A 20,180-nucleotide genomic window follows, 5' to 3' on the forward strand; every position below is an offset into this window, starting at 1 on the left:
GGACGGGCGTGCCCCGCGTCGGGGACGGCCGCCCGAGCAACCACATGATTCGGTAGAGCACCCAACCCAGCCACCCCGGCAAGGCGACGGGGTCGAGGTGAACCGGATCGCTACGCCGGCAGCCCTCGGCTGGTGGGTGAGGCCCGGGGGCTACCCGGTGCCGGGAACGGCGCGCCCACGAAAGCGTCCGGCACCCCGGCCGCACCCCCGGGGGGTGCGTTCCGCGGAACGCACCGCGAGGTCAAACGATGATCAGCGGCTTGGCGCGAAACCCGACGCTCCGCGTCAGGAAAGGCGCCGGCTGATGATCACAGGCGCCCGACCGGCCCGACCCCGGGTTCTGTGGAGCCCGGCGCGCTCGTTCTCGGCTGGTGCGCCCGGTCGACGGGGTGTCTGACCTGCGACGGGCTGCGTCGGCCGACACGGGTTGCGTCGGCAGCTCCGCCGTGCCGAGATGCGGCCCGAGCCCTGCGATCAGAGGAATGATCACGAAGTCCGGCTGCAGTACTAGCCGACGGTCCCTTCGAGGATGTTGTGCAGGACGGCGAGCCCGTCGTGGACCTCGGTGAACGAGGTCGACAGGGGCGCGGGGCCGATGCGGATGGCGTCGGGTTCGCGGTAGTCGGGGAGCACGCCGCGGTCCCAGAGGAGGTCGACGACCTCGCGGAACCCGGGGCGGCTGATTGTGAGATGGCCGCCGCGGCGTTCGGGGTCGCGGGGCGAGATCACCTCCACCCCGTGCGGAACGAGCCAGGCGTCGACGAGCTCGAGGGCGAACGCGGTGAGCGCGAGGGACTTCGTGCGGACCGCGGCGATACCGGCCTCATCCAGGAGGTCGAGGGATGCGAGCAGGGGTACGGCGGCGAGTATGGGCGGGGTGCCGCTCACGACGTGGCGGATCCCAGGAGCGGGGACGTAGCCGGGGCCCATGGTGAACGGGTCGAGCCGACCCATCCAGCCCTGGATCGGCTGGCGCAGGACGCCCTGGAGACCGCGGCGGACGTAGGCGAAGGCGGGGGAGCCGGGGCCGCCGTTCAGGAACTTGTAGGTGCACCCGACGGCCAGGTCGACGCCCCACTCGTCGAGGGCGAGCGGCACGGATCCGGCGGAGTGGCAGAGGTCGAGCAGCACGTGGGCGCCTGCCCGATGAGCCGCGGCGGTGATCGCGGGGGCGTCGGCGAGCCAGCCGGAGCGGTAGGCGACATGGGAGAGCAGCACCAGGGCGGTGTCCGGGCCGGCGGCGTCCGCGACCTGGTCGGAGGTGACGCCTTCGGCGATGTCGGCCTGCAACCACCGGACGCTCCCGCCGCGTTCGGCCGCGATGCCCTCCACGACGTAGCGGTCGGTGGGGAAGTCGTCGGCGAAGGCGACGATCACCCGGCGGTCCGGGTCGACGGTGACGGCGGCGTCGATGGCGGCGCGGGCGAGCTTGTAGAGCAGCACGGTGGTGGAGTCGGCGAGCACGGTCTGCCCGGCCGCGGCGCCCAGCGCGAGGGCGGCGATCCGGTCCCCGATGCGTTCCGGCCAGTCCATCCACGGCGCGTCCGGGCCGTCCTCGGTCCAGCCACGGATCAGCCGCTGCCCCCATGCCTGGTGGATGAACTCGCCCAGCCGGTTGGCGGCGTCGGCCACCGGGCGGCCCAGCGAGTTGCCGTCCAGGTAGGCGACGACCCCGGGTGCGGGCAGGAACCGGTCCCGCAGCCCGGCGAGCGGGTCGGCGGCGTCCAGTGCGGTGGCCCGTTCCGCCCAGGTGCGGGTGGTGGTCACAGCTGGATCTCCGTGCGGACGGCGAACAGCTCGGGGAAGAAGGTCAGATCAAGCGCCGCCCGCAGGAAGTTGACCCCGCTGGAGCCGCCGGTGCCGCGCACGGTGCCGATCGTGCGTTCCACGGTCTTGAGGTGGCGGAAGCGCCACAGCTGGAAGTTCTCCTCCAGGTCGACCAGCTCCTCGCACGCCTCGTAGGCCTCCCAGAACTCGCGGGAGTGCTCGTAGATGTGCCGGAACACCGGCACCAGCTCAGGGGTGAACTCGTGCGGCTGCGTCACGTCCCGCTCCAGCAGCCGCTCCGGGACCTCGTGCTCGCACCGGTGCAGGTACCGCAGGAACTCGTCGTACACGGTCGGCTCCGCGAGCAGCGTCTCCAACAGCTCGCGGGCGGACGAGTCGTGGTCGAACAGTTTGATCATGGCCGCGTTCTTGTTGCCGAGGATGAACTCGACCGCCCGGTACTGGTAGGACTGGAAGCCCGACGAGGTGCCCAGGAACCGGCGGAACTCCGCGTACTCCGACGGTGTGAGGGTGGCCAGCACCGACCACTGCTCGGTCAGCTGCCGCTGGATGTGCTTCACCCTGGCCAGCGCTTTCAACGCCGGGCGCACCTCATCCGCCCGCAGCCGATCCCGCACCGCCCGCAGCTCGTGCAACACCAGCTTCAACCACAGCTCCGACGTCTGGTGCTGCACGATGAACAACAACTCGTCGTGGTGCACCGGACGGCTCACCGGATGCTGCGCCGACAGCAACTCGTCCAGGTGCAGGTACGCCCCGTAGGACAGGTTCACCCGCTCCCCGGTGCCACCGAACTCCCGGACCACACCCTCCTCGAGGGGTCGGAGGTTTCCGCCGTTCGCCGTCACCCCATCACGGTATCCGCTGCAGGAGGAGCTGGTCGGCGTAACACCAACCCCAGTCCTCCCCCGGCTCGTGCGACTGGACGATCGGGTGCGAGCTGGCGTGCCAGTGCCCGGACGCGTGGCGGCCGGGGGAGTTGTCGCAACACCCGACGTGGCCGCAGCGCAGGCACTTGCGGAGGTGGACCCACGTGCCGCCGTCGCGCAGGCAGTCCTCGCATCCCTTGTCGGTGCTCGGGGGCACGTCGGCGCGGACCCCGTCGAGGTGCGTGCAGGTGGCCTCGGTCGGGCGACCTTCCGCGTCTCCGACGACGGTGAAGGTGCCGGTCCGCCCGGGCGCGGCGGCGGGGCGGATCAGGACGACGGCCACCAGCGCACCGAGTGCGATGACCCCGATCCCCACGACGAACACGATCGTCAGCGCGTGCGTGAAGGAGGTGGTGTACGCGGGGAGGAGGGCGGTCTCGGCCTGGCCGAGTGAACGCCCCGCGGCGGCCAGGTCGCCCGACGCGGCCAGTTCCGCGGCGGCGGTGGCCTGCGGCGCCGGAACCCCGCCCGCCGTGAGCCGGGCGCCCGTCCCGTCGGCCAGCCGGGTCTCGAACACCGCGCCGAGCCCGGCGATCCCTCCCGCGATCCCGAGCTGGCGGGCGGTGTTGTTGATGCCGGACGCCATGCCGCTGTGGGCGGCGTCGACCGTGCTGAGCGCCGCAACGGTCATCGTCGGGTTGACCACGCCCGCGCCGATGCCGAAGACGAGGAGCGCCGGCAGCAACCGCAGACCGCCGGATTCCGGTCCGAGTTCGACCATGAGCGCAAGGCCCGCCCCGCACAGCGCGAGGCCGCCGACCAGGGCGATCCGCACGCCGAGCCGGGCCACGACCCGGGCCGCGAGCAGCGACACCACGAGGGACGCCACCGCGAACGGCGCGACCTCCAGGCCGGCGAGCGTGGGGCTCGAGCCGTGTACGTGCAGCAGGAACAAGGTGAGGTACACCAGCGGGGCGAAGCCGGCGGCGGCGAACACCACGGCCACCAGCGTGGCGCCGAGGAACGTCGGGTTGCGCATCAGGGCCGGTGCGATCAGCGGTGTCGGGGTGCGGAACTCGACCAGCGTGAACAGCGCGAACAGCACCAGCGCCGCACCGGCCATGCCGAGGGTGATCGGGGAGAGCCAGCCGGCCGCGTTGCCCCGCTGGACCAACACGATCAGGAGCACCATGGCACCGGTGAGGAGCGCGGCGCCCCACCAGTCCAGCCTCGTGGCGGAGCTGTCGCGGCTCTCCCGGAGGTGGCGCATGCCCACCGCGGCCGTGGGGAGCACCAGCACCACGGCGAGGGCGAACTGGGCGCGCCACCCGACGGCCTCCACGAGGATCCCGCCGAGCAGCGGGCCCAGCGCGATCGCGCCGGACACGCTGGCGCCCCAGACCCCGATCGCGCGGGCCCGCGCGGGCCCGTCGAACTCCGCCGCGATCAGCGCGAGCCCGGACGGGAAGAGCGCCGCCGCGCCCGCGCCCTGCACCAACCGTCCGACGATGAGCAGCCCCGTGGTCGGCGCCAGCGTGCACAGCAGGGAGCCGGCCCAGAACCCCGCGAGGCCGAGCAGGAACATCCGGCGCCTGCCGTAGCGGTCTCCCAGCGCGCCGCCTGCCAGCAGCAGCGACGCCAGCACCATCGCATACGACGACAGCACCCACTGCTGCGCGCTGAATCCCGCCGACAGATCGGCCGCGATCGCCGGCAGCGCGACGTTCGGCGCGGTCACGTTGAACAGCAGCAGCGCCGAGGCCAGGCACACCACGGCCAACGTCCACCGCTGACAGCGCCGCGCGCCCTCGGTGGTCTCGCCGGGTGGCCGCGCCGCCGCCGGCACGTCCGGGTGGGCCGGGCACGCTCCCAACCCGGCCGCCGGGATCAGCCGGGCGACACCGTGCCGACGTGCCTCGAAGTCCCCTGCCACGCGGCCTGATGCCGTCATCACGCCTCGCCCCCTCCCGGGCTCCGGCAGCGATTACACCCTTGCTGGGCATCCGGGACAACCGCCCCGACCCCGGTGGGGAGCACTAGCGTCGGCTCGTGCCGAACGACGCCGTGATCGAGTGGCTTCGTGACTCCGACCCCGCCCTGCGCTGGCAGGTCGAGCGCGATCTCATGGCCGACCCGCCCGAGGTGTGGGAAGCGACGCGCGCCCGGATCGCGACCGAGGGCTTCGGCGCGCGCCTACTAGCGCTCCAGGGGACGGACGGCCAGTGGGCGGGCGGCGCGTTCTTCCCCGCCCATTTCGAGCCCGAGGCGGGCGAGACAGGGCAGCCGTGGACGGCGACGACGTGGACGCTCAACTCGTTGCGGGAGTGGAGCCTCGATCCCGCTGTCCTGCGCGAGCGCCGCACGGCCGAGCTGCTCGCCGAGAACAGCCGCTGGGAGTACCAGAACCTTGCCGTACTGGGGCGGAGAGGTCGACTGCTGCATCAACGCCTGGACCGTCGCGAACGGCCTGTGGCTCGGCGCCGACGTGACCGGGATCGTCGACTGGTTCCTCGAACACCGGCTGCCCGACGGCGGCTGGAACTGCGAGTGGGTCGAGGGCTCGACCCGGTCGTCGTTCCATTCGACGCTGAACTCCCTCAAGGGCCTGCTCGCCTTCGACGCCGCGACGGGCGGCACGGAGGCGACGCGCGCCGCGCGGCGTTCCGGCGAGGAGTACCTGCTGCGGCGCGGCTCTTGCGCCGCCTGTCCACGGGGGAACCCGTGGCACCCTGGGTCGACCACGTCGCCTACCCGTTCCGCTGGTCCTACAGCGTGCTCAACGCGGCCGAGTACTTCCGGCAGGCGTCGCTGGTCGACGGAACGGCGCCCGACCAGCGCATGGCCGAGGCGATCGAGCTCGTGCGCGCCGCGCGGCAGCCGGACGGCACCTGGATCCAGGCCAGCCGGCACCCCGGGCGGGTGTGGTTCGAGGTCGACGTGCCGGCGGGGGAGCCGTCGAAGTGGCTGACGCTCTTCGGCACCCGGGTGCTCGCATGGTGGGACGCGCAGAGTCCCGGATAGGTGGTGGCCCGAGTTACCCGGCTGCGGCCCGATCGTCCCGCGTCAGGCGATGATCACGTAGAGCCCGTAGCCGACGATCGCCGCCACCGCCAGCAGGCAGAGCGCCGCCACGGCGGTGCCGGCTGCGGCGCTCAGCGGCGGCGCGGCGCCGTCGTCAGGGCCACCCACCGTCCGCGCCGCGCGCGCCGACAGGCCGACGAGCGCGAACGCCACGAGCGCGACGACCGCCACCCCGACCGCGAGCGACACGACGCACACCACGAGCAGCGATCCCCACGCGATGCTCATCTGGATCTCCTCTCAGACCGCGGCGGGCGCGGGAGCCTTCGGGGCCGGGACGTCGTTGACGTTCTCGGCCGTGATCGGACGGCGCCGGGACGCGGCGTAGATCCCGGCGGCGATGGCGGCGGCGACCAGCCCGACGATGATCGTCCCGACCGTGCCGGTGGAGGCGAGCCATGCCGCCGCGGCGCCGACCGCGGCCGCGGCCGGGAGGGTGAGGACCCAGGCGACGGCCATCTGGCCCGCGACGCTCCACTGCACGGAGGCGAGCCGGCGACCGGCACCGGCGCCGAAGATGGCGCCGGTCGCGACCTGCGTCGTCGAGAGCGCGAAGCCGAGGTGCGATGAGGCGAGGATGACCGCCGTCGCGCTCGTCTCGGCGGCGAAGCCCTGCGGGGTCTGGATCTCGCTGACCCGCTTGCCGAGCGTCTGGATGATCCGCCAGCCGCCGAGGTAGGTGCCGAGCGCGATTGCGAGACCCGCGGAGAGGATCACCCAGAACGGCGGGCTCGACTCAGGGGCGAGCACACCGGCGGTGATCAGGGTCAGCGTGATGATGCCCATCGTCTTCTGGGCGTCGTTCGTGCCGTGGGCGAGCGCGACCATCGACGCCGAGACGATCTGGCCTGCCTTGAACCCGCGGGTCACGGTGCCGCCGTCGGCGCGCGCGGTGATCCGGTAGGCCAGGTACGTGGCTGCGAGGGCCACGACGCCGGCGAGGATCGGGGAGATCACGGCCGGGATCACGACCTTGGTGAGAACCGCCCCGAAGTACACCGCGTTGGTGCCCGCCGCGACCAGCGTCGCTCCGATGAGCCCGCCGAAGAGCGCGTGTGACGAGCTGGACGGGAGGCCGAGCAGCCAGGTCAGCAGGTTCCACAGGATCGCGCCGACGAGTCCTGCGAAGATCACGACCGGGCCGATCCTGGACTCGTCGACCATTCCGCTGGAGATCGTCTTGGCGACCTCGACGGAAAGGAACGCTCCGACGAGATTCAGGATGGCCGCGACCGTCACCGCCATTCTCGGGGACAAAGCGCCCGTGGCGATCGAGGTCGCCATCGCGTTCGCGGTGTCGTGGAACCCGTTGGTGAAGTCGAAGATCAAGGCCGTGGCGACAACCACGACGACGATCACGGTGACGTCCATGCGTGCCTTTCCCATGATCGGTACGGATGACTCAGCATCACTCCAGGGGTTGCCGCCGCGCGCTAACGCCGGCTGAACGACCGGTGAAACCCGCGAAGCCGCGCATGTCGCGCCAATAACGCCTTTCCGCAATATCGGACGATCCGGAACACGTGCGAAAACGCGTACCGTGGTCGCGGTCGGAGTCGGGCGGGGCAGGTGGGGAGTACGTCGATGCTGTCGCCGTTGCTCGACGCCCCGTTGATCGCGGGCTGGGTGCCCACCGCGATCTCGATTCTCGGGTTGCTCGGCGGCCTGTTCCTGATCGCGTCGCGCTCGCGCCGGTGGTGGATCCGCGACGTCCCGGTCGCGCTTCTCGCCGGCGTCGGTGTCGCCGCCGTCTCGGCGGCACTGGTGGTGTGGCTGCGCCCGTTCCCCGACGCGGTGCCGGTGCGGATGCTGGTGTGGTTCGCGGCGCCGGTGAGCGCCATCGTGCTGGCGGCGCTGCGGTGGCGCCGGCAACGCGGGTGGGCCCGGCGCGTCACCGCCTGCGTGGCCGTGGTGCTCGTTCTCTCGACCGGCCTGGTGAAGGCCAACGCCCCTCTACGGCTACCGGCCCACGCTCGCCGCCGTACTCGGGATCCCGGCGGCGAACCAGATCGACCTGTCGGAGCTGCCCCGGACGGAGCCGCTGGTCGTCGCGCCGCCGCGGCAGCCACTGTCCAGCACGTGGCACAGCCCGGCGGGAATGCCTCGGACGGGCCGCATCAGCGCCGTGACGGTGCCGAGCGAGCGCTCGGGGTTCGCGGCCCGGCAGGCATGGCTGTACCTCCCGCCCGCCTACCTGGGCACCCCGCGCGCCGACCTGCCGGTGCTGGTGATGATCCCGGGGCAGCCCGGCGGGCCTCGCGACTGGATGCTGGCCGGCTGCCTCGCCTCGATCATGGACTCCTTCGCGGCGGCCCACGACGGCCTCGCCCCGATCGTGATCGTGCCGGACGTCACCGGTTCCCCCATGGGCAACACCATGTGCGTCGACTCGAGGCTCGGCGCGGCCGAGACCTACCTCACCGAGGACGTCACCCGGTGGCTGCAGGCGGACCTGCAGGCCGACACGGCGCACATGGCGATCGGCGGGTTCTCCTTCGGCGGCACCTGCGCCCTGCAGATGGCCGTGCGGCACCCCGATCTCTACGCGACGTTCCTCGACGTTTCGGGCCAAGCCGAACCCACCCTCGGCGATCCGGAGCAGACCGTGCAGCAGGCGTTCGGCGGCGATCACGACGCCTACCGGAGCGTCGACCCCGTCGACGAGCTGCCCACCGCGCACCTGCCCGGCAGCGCGGGCCTCATGACCGTCGGGGGCGCCGACACGGACTTCCGCAGGCAGGCCGAGCAGATCCTCGCCCTCGCCCGCGGCGCGGGCATGTCGGTGCAGCTCTACGAGGTGCCCGGCAACCACTCGTGGGCCATCGCCTCCGACGCACTCGCGCAGGGACTGCCGTGGATCAGCGGCCGGCTCGGCCTGACGGCGCCCGCCTCCGTGCCACCGCAGCCCCAGCAGTGAACCTCATGCTGCCGTCGTGCCGGGAAGGTTGAACCTGAGGACGGCGATCACGAGGCACCCGCCGGGATCGAGTCGAGGAGGGTGCGCGTGTAGGCCTCCCGCGGGTCGCTGAAGATCCCGCCGACGGTGCCGTGCTCGATCACGCGGCCGTGCCGCATCACCGAGACGGTGTGGGCGAGCTGCCGCACGAGCGACAGGTCGTGGGAGACGAAGACGTAGGTGAGCCCCAGCTCGGCCTGCAGCCGCAGCAGCACTTCGACGATGCCCGCCTGCATGCTGACGTCCAGTGCGGACGTCGGTTCGTCGAGCACGATGACGTCGGGCCGCAGCACGAGCGCGCGGGCGATCGCCACGCGCTGCCGCTGCCCTCCCGAGAGCGCGGCGGGCCTGCGGAAGAGCAGGTGCTCGGCCAGGCCGACCGACGTGAGCGCCGCACGCACCCGCTCGTCGCGCTCCAGCCCGTCGCCGATCCGGAACCGGTCCAACGGCTCACGCACCAGGCGCTCGACCTTCCAGGTGGGGTCGAGCGATGTGAACGGGTTCTGGTAGACGAGCTGGAGGTGACGGCGGACGCCGCGCAGCGAGGAGTGCGAGCGCCCGTGCAGCTCCTCGCCCGCGACCACGATGCGGCCGGAGTCGGGTTGCTCCAGCCCGAGCAGCAGCCGGATCGCGGTCGTCTTCCCCGAGCCGGACTCGCCGACGAGCGCGTGGGTGGTGCCCGCGGGCACGGTGAACGAGACGTCGTCGACCGCGGTGACCGCCCCGAACGCCTTGGTGACGCCATGGACCTCGATCTTCGCCGGAGCGGCGGCGCCGCCCACGGAGCGCAGGTTGGCGTAGCGGTCGGGGTTGAGGGCAGGCACGTCGGCGTGCAGCTGCCGCGCGTACGCCGACGTGGGCGCGGCGAACACCGACGCGGTCGGCCCCGCCTCCTGGACGGTGCCGTCCTTGAGAACGAGCAGGGAGTCGGCGCGCTCGGCGGCGATCGCGAGGTCGTGGGTGATCAGCAGGAGGCCGATGCCGAGATCCGCGCGCAGCCCGGAGAGCAGGTCGAGGATCCGCTTCTGGATCGTCACGTCCAGCGCGGAGGTCGGCTCGTCGGCGATGAGCAGCGCCGGGCGGGGCAGCACGGCGAGGCCGATGAGGACGCGCTGCAGCATGCCGCCGGAGAGCTCGTGCGGGTAGGCGTCGTGGACGCGCCGGGGATCGGTGAGCCCGACCTGGGCGAACGTGTCCAGCACGAGCTCCCCGCGGGCGCTCCGGTCGAGGCCGTCGACGAGCCGGGCCGCCTCGCGGGCCTGCGCGCCGACCGTCCGCACCGGGTTGAGCGAGCTGCTCGGATCCTGCGGCACGAAGCCGATGGTGCGCCCGCGCAACGGCCGGAACTGCCGCTCCGCCAGCCCGAGTACGTCCCGCCCCTCGAGCTCGACGCGGCCGGACGCCCGGCCGGTGCGCGCCGGGAGCAACCGCAGCAGGGCCTTGGCGATGGTCGACTTCCCGGAGCCGGACTCGCCGATGAGCGCGAGGCTCTCGCCGCGGGCGAGGGACAGGTCGACGCCGGAGACCACCTCGTGGGCGCCGTAGGAGACGGAGAGGCCTTCGATACGAAGCAGAGGTGTCGCGGCCGGCGCCTCGGCACGGGGCAGCGTGGTGGTCAGTCGGTGTTGCGGAGCCATCGGCTGATCCTGTTCACGGAGAGGACGGTGACGATCGTGACGAGCGCGGGTGCCCAGACCAGCCATGGCGCGAGCGGGTAGTCCTTGCCTGCGGAGACGAGCAGGCCCCAGTCGGAGGCGGGCGGCGGGTCGCCGTACCCGAGGAAGGCGAGGCCCGCGATCACGAGGATCGACAGGCCGAACTGCAGGACCGCGAGCTGCAGCACCGAGCGCGATGCGTTGGGCAGGACGTGCCGCAGCAGCACGTGCCAGCGCGAGCCGCCGAGCACGAGCGCGGCTTCGACGAAGACGGCGCTGCGCGTCTTCAGCACCTCGGAGCGCAGCACCCTCGCGAACACCGCGACCGCCGATACCCCGGTCGCGATGGCCGCGTTGATCGTCTGGAAGCCGAGCGAGCTCACGATGACGACGGCGAGCAGGAAGCTGGGGATCGCGAGGAGCACGTCGACGAAGCGCGCCAGCACGACGTCGACGACTCCGCCGAGGAAGCCGGAGAGCAGGCCGATCAGCCCGCCGACGACCACCCCGATCGCGACGGCCACGAGCGCGCTCGACACGGACGACGCGGTGCCGTGGACGACGCGGGCGAACTCGTCGCGTCCGAGGTGGTCGGTGCCGAACCAGTGGGCGCCACTCGGTGGCCGGAACAGGTCGGCCGGGACACCGTTCACCGGGTCGTGGCCGGTGAACAGGCCCGGCGCCACCGACCAGGCGACGACGACGCCCACCACGAGGAATGAGAGCAGGACGCTCGGCGGGACCCGCGTCGCGGTCCGGGGCGCACGCGCGGCGCGGGTGAGGGAGGTGACGGTCATCGGGCAGCGGCTCCTGCTCGGGGATGCACCCGCGGGTCGAGCAGCGGGTAGACGAGGTCGGCGGCGAGGTTGACGACGACGAAGACGACGGCGGCGAGGGTGACGACTGCCTGCAGGACCGGAAGGTCCTGGGTGGTGACCGAGCGCTGGACGAGGCTGCCCACCCCGGTGCGGCCGAAGATCGTCTCGGTGATGAGCGAGCCGCCGAGCAGCTCACCGACCGTCAGTGCGAGCACCGTCACGACCGGCAGCGAGGACGGCTTCAGCAGGTGCCGCACGAGCAACCGCACCTGACCCAGCCCGCGGGACCGGGCCACGTCGGCGTACTCCTGCTGCGCCTCGTGGTCGAGGCCCGCGATGAGCACCTCGGCGATCTGCGCCGACACCGGGATGCCGAGCGTGACGGCGGCGAAGAACGTCGCGACGCCGGTATCGGAGTCGATCACACGGAACAGGCCGAGCTGGAACGAGAACAGCTGGATGAGCAGCAGGCCGATGAGGAAGTTCGGCACCGACAGGAACAGCGACGGGAACGCCCGCAGCGCCGGGCCGAGCGGGCGTGGCAGGTAGTGCACGCCGAACGCGATGGCGAAGGCGAACACCACCGCGACCGCCAGCGCCGCGCCCGCGAGGACGAGCGTCGAGGGCAGCACCTCGACCAGGAGGCGCGACACCGGCAGGTTGGACCGCAGCGATACGCCGAGGTCACCGATCAGGAACCGCGTCAGCGAGTCCAACAGCTGGACGAGCACCGGCTGGTCGAGGCCGTAGTAGGCGACGATCCGCGCGATCTCCTCCTCGGTGAACCCGTTCTGCGGGTTGCGCAGGGTGTTGGTGACCGGGTCGCCCGGCAGCACACTGATCACCACGAACGTGAACACGTAGGCGAGGAGGACCACGACGATCGCCTGCCCGGACCGCCGGAGCGCGTAGGTCGCGTAGCCGGGGTTCACGAGATCCACGCCGTGTAGAAGTTGGCGTACGCGACACCGTTGTAGGAGATGCCCTGCACGCGCGGGGACTGCAGGTAGAGGCGCTGCGCGATCTGGGTCAGCGGCACGAAGTAGGCCTGCTCCAGCACGTAGCCCTGCAGCTCGTCGAGCAGCGCGTTGCGGGCGGCCGGGTCGCTTGCGCCCGCGACGCCCGTGGCGAGCTCGACGAGCCGGGTGTCGCTCTGCTGGACGTTGAACCAGTCCTCGCCCTTGTTCGCATCGGTGAGCACGCCGCCGACCGTGCCGGCGTCGATGAAGCTGCGCGTGACCTCGTAGGCGGGCACGGCCGGGCTCTTGACCTTGACCCGCTCGCCGTAGGTGACGACGTCGAAGGTCTGGATGTCCACGTCGAAGCCGATGGTCCGCAGCTGCTGCGCGACGAGCTCGTCGATCGCTTCCGATGTGGCGAGGTAGGGGTTGGGGTGCAGCGTGATCGCGAGCTTCTCGCCGTTGCGGGTGCGGACGCCGTCCGGGCCCTTCGCCCAGCCCGACTGCTCGAGCAGCGACTCCGCCTGTGCGGGGTCGTAGGCGAAGGTCGCGCGGTGGTCGGTGGCGCCGGGCACGTTGCTCTGGATGAACGACTCGGCGGGCAGCCAGTCGTCGGCGTAGACGGTGGAGAGGATCTCGTCACGGTTGACGCCGCGCTGCAGCGCCTGGCGCACGCGGACGTCGTCGAAGGGCGCGACCTTCGTGTTGATCGCGTAGCCGTTGACGAACCCGAGGTAGCGGGGCGCGGCGACCGTGAAGCCCTGCGCCTTGAACGTCGCGAGCTCCTTCGGCGACGGGTTGTAGGCGACGTCGGCCTGGTTCGACACCACCGACGACGTCCGTACCTGCTGCTCGCTCACGACCTTGTAGGTGAGGGTCTCGATCCGGGCCGGGCCCTGGTGGCCGAGCGCGGCGGGCGCCCAGTTGTAGTCCGGCCGTTTGCGCAGGACGACGCTGTCGTCCTCCTTCCACGACTCCACGACGTACGGGCCGCTGCCGATGTCCTCGGAGAGATCGGCCTGCTGGTCCGGCGGCAGCGCAAGGCTCTTCGGGGAGATCAGGATCGAGCCGTGGTACCCGAGCGTCGGGATGAACCCGAGCGTCGGCGAGGTGAAGCGGACCCGCACGGTGGTGGCGTCGACGGCCTCGGCGCCCTCGTAGGTCTTCGGGAAGAGGCCGATCGGGTTGATGCCGCGCGCCGGGTCGCCTGCCGACCAGATGTCGAGGTTCGCGACGACGGCGGCGGCATCGAGCGGCGTGCCGTCGGAGAACGTCACGCCGCCGCGCAGGTGCAACGTGAACTCGGTGGCGTCCGCGTTCTGGTCCCAGCTCTCGGCGATCCAGGGCGACGGGGTGCCCTGCTCGTCGACGTAGACGAGCTTGTCGGTGACGTGACCCCAGATGTGGCCCTGGAAGCTGGAGATCGCGCTGTTGTTCGGGATCCAGGTGTCGCCGAGCGAGTCGATGAGGAAGGTGAGGTCGCCGCCGTCCCGGGGCGGGCCGGACGTGCCGGACTGCGCGGCGCCACCGGCGCAGCCGGACGCGAGTAGGGCCGCGGCGACGATGGCGAGCATGCGTGATGTCGTCATGGGGGCTCTCTGCTGAGGGGCGGGCCGACCGCGCGAGTGCGGACGGTCGGCTCGGAGAAGACGCTGCTCAGCAGGAGCGACAGAGACTGGAGTGCACCGTGCCGTGATCGATCACGCGACGCTGGGTGAGGCCGCCGGCGTGCGACGTCGCGCCGGCCGGGTGAAGACCCGGCCGGGAGGGGGACGCCGTCCGCTGCACACGACGAGTGAAACCCACGAGTTGGGCGAGGTCCAGCGACGAATCGGCATCGGTGCCGATCGCGATTCGCGATCGATGGGTGATCAGGGCCGCGCTGGTGGGTAGGTCACGACGAGGCGGGTGTGGCGCTTCTCGATGACCACGCCTTCCGGGAGGGCGTCGTCCGGGGTGCCCGCCGGATGGACGGTGAGCCGCGGCAGCACGTCGCGGGCGGCATCCCACGCGTGGATGTGGCCGGTGATGACCCGCGCGAGCGCGGCGCCGGACGGGCCGAAGCCGATCGCACCCGGGCGGTGCACTCGGGATCGATGTCCATCGTGACCACCTGGCCGCCGGACCCCGTGAGCTCGGCGAGCAGAGCCGCGTTGTAGCCGGTGCCGGAGCCGATCTCCAGCACCCGATGGCCGGGCCGGACGTCGAGCTGGTCGAGCATCAACGCGACGATGCCCGGCGCGGACGCCGAGCTGAGCGGGATGCCCCGCGGATCGCGCTTCGTCACGACGGCGCTCCCTACCGCGTAGGCCTCCTCGAGCGGGACCTCGGGCACGAACAGGTGCCGGGGCACGGCGCGCAGCGCCTGCTGCACCGGCTCCCGCCATGCGCCGCCGGCCGCGCGGATCTTCCGGACGAGCGCCTCGTGCAGCTGGTCAGTGCCGGTCATCGGTCGATGATGGCGCAGGAGGGCCTGATGATCGGTGTTTCGGCGCGTTCCCGTGTCGTTTTCGCCCGTTTCGCGCCGAAGCCTTGATCATGCCCCGTATCCGGCCCGACCCAAAGCCGGGAAACGAATGTGGCCGCCTCATTTGCTACTCAGAGCTGCCGCCCGACTCCCTCGCGTCCACCATCGAGGACCAGGTCGGCGCACGGAGTCCCCTGTTGTAACGTCTGCGCAATTCGATGGCGGCACGGGCAGGCCGAACGACCGGGAGACTGTGGATCGTGGACGATCGGCCGGCCGACCCGCGGGCCCGGGCCGCTCTGACCAAGCGGATCCGCACCCGCGCCGCGCTGATCGCGGCGGCCGACTCGGCCTTCAGCCGCCGCGGTTGGGCGGCGACCCGCATCGAGGACATCGCCGACGCCGCGGGCGTCAGCCCCGCCACGGCGTACAACCACTTCCCGACCAAACACGCCCTGCTCGGCACCGTGTACGAACCCCACGTCCGCGGGCTCATCCGCCAGGCCGAGCAGGACATCGCCGCCGGGCGGTCCGTCGTGGAGGCCCTCGTCGACCAGGTCAACGCGCTGGCTCGCCTGAGCTGGTACCACCGCGGCCTGACGGCGTCGTTCACCGCTGCGGTGTTCGACTACACGATCCGCACCGGGAGGGGGCCTGATCCCGACGACGAGGCGGACCCGCGGATCCTCGCTCCTCTCAACGTGCCGTTCCTGCTGCTCATCGAGCGCGGGCAGGCCACCGGCGAGCTGCGCCCCCACCCGCCTGCGGCCGAGATCAGCGGCATGGTCGTCAACCTGCTGCTCGTGCGGAGCATCAACCGTGGCGAGGAGCCACCGGCCGTCACCGCCGACCTGATGCTCACACTGCTCTTCGGCGCGCTCCGCCCCGAGCTCGTCGTCGCCCGCGACGGCGACGGGGCCCCGTGGGGGTGAGGACTATGCGGACTCCCACTTGTAGAGGAAGCCGCTGCTGCTGGGCAGGTCGAACGGGCTGAACCGGCCGTCGTCGCTGTGCAGTGCGGCCGGGTCGGCCGTCGAGTTGGTGCCCACCGGCGGGACGTCCTCGACGCGGTCGAGGTCGGCGAGCTTGACCCAGCTGCCGGCGAGGCCGAGCTCGACGTCGACCCGCACCGGGAATGGTTCGAAGTTGAGCAGCACGACCATGGTGTCGTGGGCGGACCGGCCGGGGCGCAGCCGCCAGCCGAGCACCTTTCGCTCGCCGCCGTGCGCCCCGTCCATCCACGGACCCAGGACCCAGGTGAACCGACCGTCCCCGGCCGGGTCGCCGCCGGCGATGCGCAGGCCGGGGTAGCGGCGGCGCAGGTGGATGAGGCGGCGGGCCCAGCGGTGGAAACCGTTGCTCTCCGGACCGTCGGCCGGCCACGGGAAGCTCACGGTGTTGCGGTCCCGCTCCACGTTGAACTCCTGGCCCATGTAGATCATGGGGATGCCGAGCGCGGCGACGGTGGCGAAGAGACCCAGCCGCCCTTTCCGATCCTTCGTGGCGGGGTGGTCGGTCGCCGGGTTGCGGCCGACCTCGTAGGGGACGCTGGTCTCGTCGTGGCACTCGACGTAGTTGACGGTGTTGTTGGTGTGCGCCGCGAACGCCGACCGTGAGAAGTAGAAGATGTCGCCGAGCCGGTCGGTTGTGAAGAAGCCGCTGTTGTCGAACACGCCTTCCCGCAGCAGCGCCTTCATCTTGTCGTGGAACTGGTCCGCCCACTGCGAGTAGCCGTCGTAGCCGGAGCGGTTGAGGTAGCTCTCGTTGGGCAGGTGCTCCGCGACCAGCACGACCTCGGGCCGGAAGCGGGTGAGCTCGTCGGCCAGCCGCGGCAGGAAGTCGTGATCGACATTGCGCGTGGAGTCGAAGCGGAACCCGTCGACGTGGTACTCCGTCATGAACATCTTGCGGGTGTCGATCAGGAGGTTCTGCACGTCGCGTTTCTCGGTGGCGACGCGATTGCCCCACATCGTGCTGCCGTTGAAATACAGGCCGCCGTCGGCCGAACCCTCCTCCCACGGGCTCTCGAGAATCGCCTGCCACAATGGGTTCGGGTCGTTGTTGGTGTGGTTGAAGACCTGGTCCAGCACGACGGCCATACCGCGCTCGTGCGCCGCGTTCACCAGCTCGCGCAGGTCGTCGGGGGTGCCGAAGTCCCGCTCGATCGCCGAGAACACCGATGTGCTGTAGCCGAGGGCGCCGGGACCCTGCTCGCCAGGGAACTCGGAGAGCGGCATGAGGGACAGCGCGTTGACCCCTAGCTCGTCGAAGTAGCCCTCCCTGATCCGCTGGGTGATCCCGGCGAACCGGCCCGGCTGCTTGATCCCGGCGTCGCCCTCCGTGAAGCCGTACACGCTCAGCTCGTAGAGGATCAGATCTGCCCGGTCGGGCGTCCGGAAGGCGTGGTCGGTCCACGCGTAGGTGCTCGGGTCGACGACGACAGCTGTGTCGTCGTCGAAGCTGAGGCCGAGCCTGCGGGCGAACGGGTCGGTGCACTGACGCCGGAACCGGCCCGCCCCGTCGCGGGGCACCCCGCCGTGCACGAAGTACGCGTACTCGTCCCCGGCCCTTGCCTCCGGCACCACCCCGAGCCACAGGTTGGGGACGCCGAAGTAGCCGCGGTACAGCGCGAGCTCGCGGCCGGGTTCCCGCCAGTCGTCGAAGGAACCGCGCACGAACACCCGAGCGGCGTTGGGCTGGTAGAGGCCGAACAGCACTCCACCGTCGCGGAGCACGGTGGCCCCGAGACCAGAACGGCCGTCGGTGTCCGGCAGGTAGCTCCTGTCGACCAGCTCGATCGTCGAGAGGAAATCGGCCGCCGACCCGGCCTCGGGCTCGCGGGGCTCGACATCGAAGACGAACGCCTTGTCCGCCCGGCACCAGATCTCGCCCACCGCGGGGACGACCCGGTAGGAGCGGAGCAACCCGGCGTCCTCCCACGCGGGCTCGGCGCCCCCATCGGCGAACACGAACCGGAAGTCGGGTCGCGTCAGCTCGGGTGTGAAGACCGGGCCGAAGGCGTCCTCACCGGACGGTACGACATGGTCGGGCTCGGCCGATCCGGCGTACCGCACCCAGAGGTGCGGGGCGGCGAACGACGATGCGTTGTCGTAGTGGATCGTGAGGCTCGGCATGGGGGCACTAGTGTCCCCCGCCGCGCGAGACGAGGCGGGCGAGGAAGGGCGTCGCGATGTCGAACGCCGTCGCCATCAGCGCGGGTGGGTTCTGGTTGAGCGTGTCCTCGCGCCGTAGCGCGGCGAAGTCGACGTGCTCGGCCGCGACACCCGCGGTCGCGAGCACCGCGACCAGCTCGTCCGCGACGATCCCGTAGCCACTGGTCGTCGGGTGGACCCCGTCCAGCCCGAAGAGGCCGCCCTGCAGCCTGCCGGTCCGGTCCGAGCGGAAGAAGCGGGTGTCGAGGTCCGCGAGCTCCGCCGGGAGCCGCTGGGCCTGCCACGCATTGCGAGCACGGGCCTCGGCGTCGGTGACGAACCGGCGGTACGCGAGACCGTCGAGCACCCCGCACAGGTCGAAGAGGAACCAGTCCCTTCCGTGGCCGCGGGCATGGCGAACGGCGTCGGCGATGGTGCCGTTGTACTGGTCGATCGCCGAGTCGACGGCGCGCGCCTGCTGGTGGGTGAGGTGGCGGTGCTTGGTGGGGTCGAAGCTCGCCTCGTTGATCCACGGGTCGGTGTAGAAGGGGAAGTACCGCGAGCCGGGCCGCCACTTCTCGCCGGGTGCCTGCGGGTTCACGCCCTTGGCGATCGGCGCGATCGTCAGGTGCGGCACGGTGGCGAACACGACGCGCCGCGTGCCGATCGCCTCGGCCGCCCGCACCAGCTCGGCGAACTCCGCGGCGAAGTGGCTCGGCCGCCACACGTTGTAGCTGCCCTTGCGGTCCAGGTCGTCGAAGCCGTCGCCGCTCCACAGGACCTTCTTGTCGACCACGGCGCGGAGCGCGTTGTTCGAGCCCAGCACGGCGACGAGCGTGTCGATTCCACCGTTGCGCCCGTGCCACGCGGCGGCCTCGATCTGGGTCGCGGCGACGCCGAAGGGCGCGAGCACGGACCAGGCCGCGATGTCGTTGTCGTTCGACGGCACCGCGCCGAGCAGGTCGTCGTGCGCCGGGTTGGACGCGATCCGCGCGGCCGCGCGGCCGCCCGTGTACGACAGGCTGTCGCGCAGGTCCCAGCCGTAGATGCCCAGATTGTCGTAGCGCAGATCGGTGCGCGGCGGCCCGCTGCCGTCGCCGCGCTCCCAGTAGTCCTCGTTCTGATCGGCCAGCCGCTGCAGGGCGAACGGCAATGACAGCGCCTCGATCGCGCTGATGCGGTCGCCGAACTCCTCCTGCAGCCTCCGCAGCAGCCCTTCGATGTTGAACGGTAGGCCGCCGAGCGGGCCACCGTATGCGGGCACCTGGAACGGGACGTCGAGGCACCGGGCGAGGACGGCGGGCCACGAGAGGTCGGTTCGCGACACGGCCCCGCTGGTCAGGCCGTGGGTCAGGGAGTCGCCGACCGTGACGAGCCGGTGGACGGGGTCGGTGGGCGGCGCCGGGACATCCGGGTCGCGCGGGCCGAGCGGGACTCCGAGCGTCGGGTCATCGATGCGCGGTGGCAGCACATCGGTCACCACGACCTCGGGCGGCGTGTTCGGGTCCAGGTACTCCGGTGGCAGCGCGGCCATGTGCCCTCCTCGCGATCGCCCGCCCGTCCATCCTGGTCCGGCGGTGGAGGAGGCGCGACCGCCGCGCGCTGATACCCGCCGCAGTCAGGTCCAGCCCAGTAGCCGCGCCGCGTTGCCGTCCACGAGGTCGGCCGCGGGCCCCAGTACGTCGACGGCCCACTCGACGAGGTCCGGGTAGCTCGTGGCGCCTTCGTGCTGGGTGAACGGCCAGTCGCTGCCCCAGAGAACGCGCCGTCCGCCGGTGGCGTCCAGGATCCGGGCGGCGGTGTCGGCCGCCCAGCCGTCCGGGGTGCGGTAGGGCGCCGATGCCTTGACCCAGACGTGATCGAGGCGGGCCAGCGCGACGACGTGGGACTGGGCCAGCGGGTCTGCTGCCCGGCCGAGGTGGTCGAGGACGACGGTGCCCGGCCACCGCTCGAGGCCGGGCCGGAGATCCGCCCACTGCTCGCCAGTGGCGTGCACCTCGAGGTGCCACCCCAGCTCAGCCATCACCCGCGCAAGGTCCCGCCACCGGGAGAGGTCGGGGGTGGGGAGGCCTGCCAGGTTGAGTCGAACGCCGCGGACCCCTGCGTCGTGCCATGCCCCGTAGTGGGCGAGGGCGACGCCGGGGTCGAGGAGCGACGCGACGCCGCGCAGCCGATCGGGGTGCCGCGCGAGGCATTCCAGCAGGTAGGCGTGGTCGTCGGCGAGGAAGCTCGGCTGCACGAGCAGCGCGCGCGCCACGCCTGCGGCGTCGAGCACGGAGAGCAGGTCGTCGAGCGGCGCTGCTGTGGCCGGGGTGTAGCGGCGGGCGGGTGCCATGGCCAGTCCCGCGGCGAAGGCGTGGACGTGCGTGTCGACCAGCGGCATGCGCGAATCCTACAGACCTCTAGACCTTTATAGGTCTTCCTGTCAGACTCCC

Annotated in this window: 15 protein-coding genes and 1 pseudogene; 3 read left to right on the forward strand and 13 right to left on the reverse strand. The window is 71.7% G+C overall.

Annotation, left to right across the window (positions count from 1 at the left end; genetic code table 11):
• Window positions 1-507: 507 nt before the first annotated feature.
• Genes K1T35_RS07250 through K1T35_RS07260 form a run of 3 tightly spaced genes read right to left on the reverse strand, consistent with a single transcriptional unit; the run spans window position 508 to window position 4,608 of the window.
• Entirely contained in the window at window positions 508-1,767 is a 1,260-nt protein-coding gene (locus K1T35_RS07250) for a kynureninase (RefSeq protein WP_220259391.1), read from the reverse strand.
• A complete protein-coding gene (locus tag K1T35_RS07255; RefSeq protein WP_220259392.1) occupies window positions 1,764-2,636 on the reverse strand; it encodes a tryptophan 2,3-dioxygenase in 873 nt (290 codons plus the stop codon). The genes K1T35_RS07250 and K1T35_RS07255 overlap by 4 nt, the downstream gene beginning before the upstream one ends.
• Window positions 2,637-2,640: 4 nt before the next feature.
• A complete protein-coding gene (locus tag K1T35_RS07260; RefSeq protein ID WP_220259393.1) occupies window positions 2,641-4,608 on the reverse strand; it encodes an MFS transporter in 1,968 nt (655 codons plus the stop codon).
• A gap of 173 nt (window positions 4,609-4,781) precedes the next feature.
• Between K1T35_RS07260 and K1T35_RS07265 the strand changes: the two are divergent.
• Window positions 4,782-5,678: pseudogene (locus K1T35_RS07265) on the forward strand (squalene cyclase).
• 42 nt (window positions 5,679-5,720) lie between these two features.
• Here K1T35_RS07265 and K1T35_RS07270 read toward each other — a convergent pair.
• Both K1T35_RS07270 and K1T35_RS07275 read right to left on the reverse strand, forming a co-directional pair.
• Complete coding sequence (locus K1T35_RS07270) at window positions 5,721-5,966, reverse strand: hypothetical protein (RefSeq protein ID WP_220259394.1); 246 nt, start codon at window positions 5,964-5,966, stop codon at window positions 5,721-5,723.
• A 12-nt stretch (window positions 5,967-5,978) separates the two neighbouring features.
• Window positions 5,979-7,109 (reverse strand): inorganic phosphate transporter, encoded by a 1,131-nt coding sequence (locus K1T35_RS07275; protein ID WP_220259395.1) that lies wholly within the window; start codon window positions 7,107-7,109, stop codon window positions 5,979-5,981.
• Window positions 7,110-7,863: 754 nt separating this feature from the next.
• On the opposite strand from K1T35_RS07275, the gene K1T35_RS07280 reads away from it, so the two are divergent.
• Entirely contained in the window at window positions 7,864-8,655 is a 792-nt protein-coding gene (locus tag K1T35_RS07280; protein ID WP_220259396.1) for an alpha/beta hydrolase family protein, read from the forward strand.
• A gap of 47 nt (window positions 8,656-8,702) precedes the next feature.
• Here the strand turns inward: K1T35_RS07280 and K1T35_RS07285 are convergent, their stop codons facing one another.
• The 5 genes from K1T35_RS07285 to K1T35_RS07305 form a co-directional block, all read right to left on the reverse strand.
• Window positions 8,703-10,331: an ABC transporter ATP-binding protein gene (locus tag K1T35_RS07285; RefSeq protein WP_220259397.1), complete on the reverse strand. Its 1,629-nt coding sequence runs from the start codon at window positions 10,329-10,331 to the stop codon at window positions 8,703-8,705.
• Window positions 10,310-11,146: an ABC transporter permease gene (locus tag K1T35_RS07290; RefSeq protein ID WP_220259398.1), complete on the reverse strand. Its 837-nt coding sequence runs from the start codon at window positions 11,144-11,146 to the stop codon at window positions 10,310-10,312. Before K1T35_RS07290 ends, K1T35_RS07285 begins: the two co-directional genes overlap by 22 nt.
• A complete protein-coding gene (locus tag K1T35_RS07295; protein WP_255621675.1) occupies window positions 11,143-12,108 on the reverse strand; it encodes an ABC transporter permease in 966 nt (321 codons plus the stop codon). The genes K1T35_RS07290 and K1T35_RS07295 overlap by 4 nt, the downstream gene beginning before the upstream one ends.
• Window positions 12,096-13,715, reverse strand: a complete 1,620-nt coding sequence (locus K1T35_RS07300; RefSeq protein ID WP_220259399.1) for an ABC transporter substrate-binding protein — start codon at window positions 13,713-13,715, stop codon at window positions 12,096-12,098. The genes K1T35_RS07295 and K1T35_RS07300 overlap by 13 nt, the downstream gene beginning before the upstream one ends.
• Window positions 13,716-14,020: 305 nt before the next feature.
• Window positions 14,021-14,575, reverse strand: a complete 555-nt coding sequence (locus K1T35_RS07305) for a hypothetical protein (RefSeq protein ID WP_220259400.1) — start codon at window positions 14,573-14,575, stop codon at window positions 14,021-14,023.
• 278 nt (window positions 14,576-14,853) lie between these two features.
• Here K1T35_RS07305 and K1T35_RS07310 point away from each other — a divergent pair, with 278 nt between their 5' ends.
• Window positions 14,854-15,525, forward strand: a complete 672-nt coding sequence (locus K1T35_RS07310; RefSeq protein ID WP_220259401.1) for a TetR/AcrR family transcriptional regulator — start codon at window positions 14,854-14,856, stop codon at window positions 15,523-15,525.
• A gap of 3 nt (window positions 15,526-15,528) precedes the next feature.
• Here the strand turns inward: K1T35_RS07310 and K1T35_RS07315 are convergent, their stop codons facing one another.
• From K1T35_RS07315 to K1T35_RS07325, 3 genes are all read right to left on the reverse strand, one after another.
• Window positions 15,529-17,727, reverse strand: coding sequence for an alpha-amylase family glycosyl hydrolase (locus K1T35_RS07315; RefSeq protein WP_220259402.1), 2,199 nt, complete (start codon window positions 17,725-17,727; stop codon window positions 15,529-15,531).
• 7 nt (window positions 17,728-17,734) lie between these two features.
• Window positions 17,735-19,279, reverse strand: coding sequence for a hypothetical protein (locus tag K1T35_RS07320; protein ID WP_220259403.1), 1,545 nt, complete (start codon window positions 19,277-19,279; stop codon window positions 17,735-17,737).
• 84 nt (window positions 19,280-19,363) lie between these two features.
• A complete protein-coding gene (locus K1T35_RS07325; RefSeq protein ID WP_220259404.1) occupies window positions 19,364-20,128 on the reverse strand; it encodes an amidohydrolase in 765 nt (254 codons plus the stop codon).
• Between the last annotated feature and the right edge of the window lie 52 nt (window positions 20,129-20,180).

Origin of the sequence: Pseudonocardia sp. DSM 110487 (assembly GCF_019468565.1) — a bacterium.
Taxonomy (GTDB): Bacteria; Actinomycetota; Actinomycetes; order Mycobacteriales; family Pseudonocardiaceae; genus Pseudonocardia.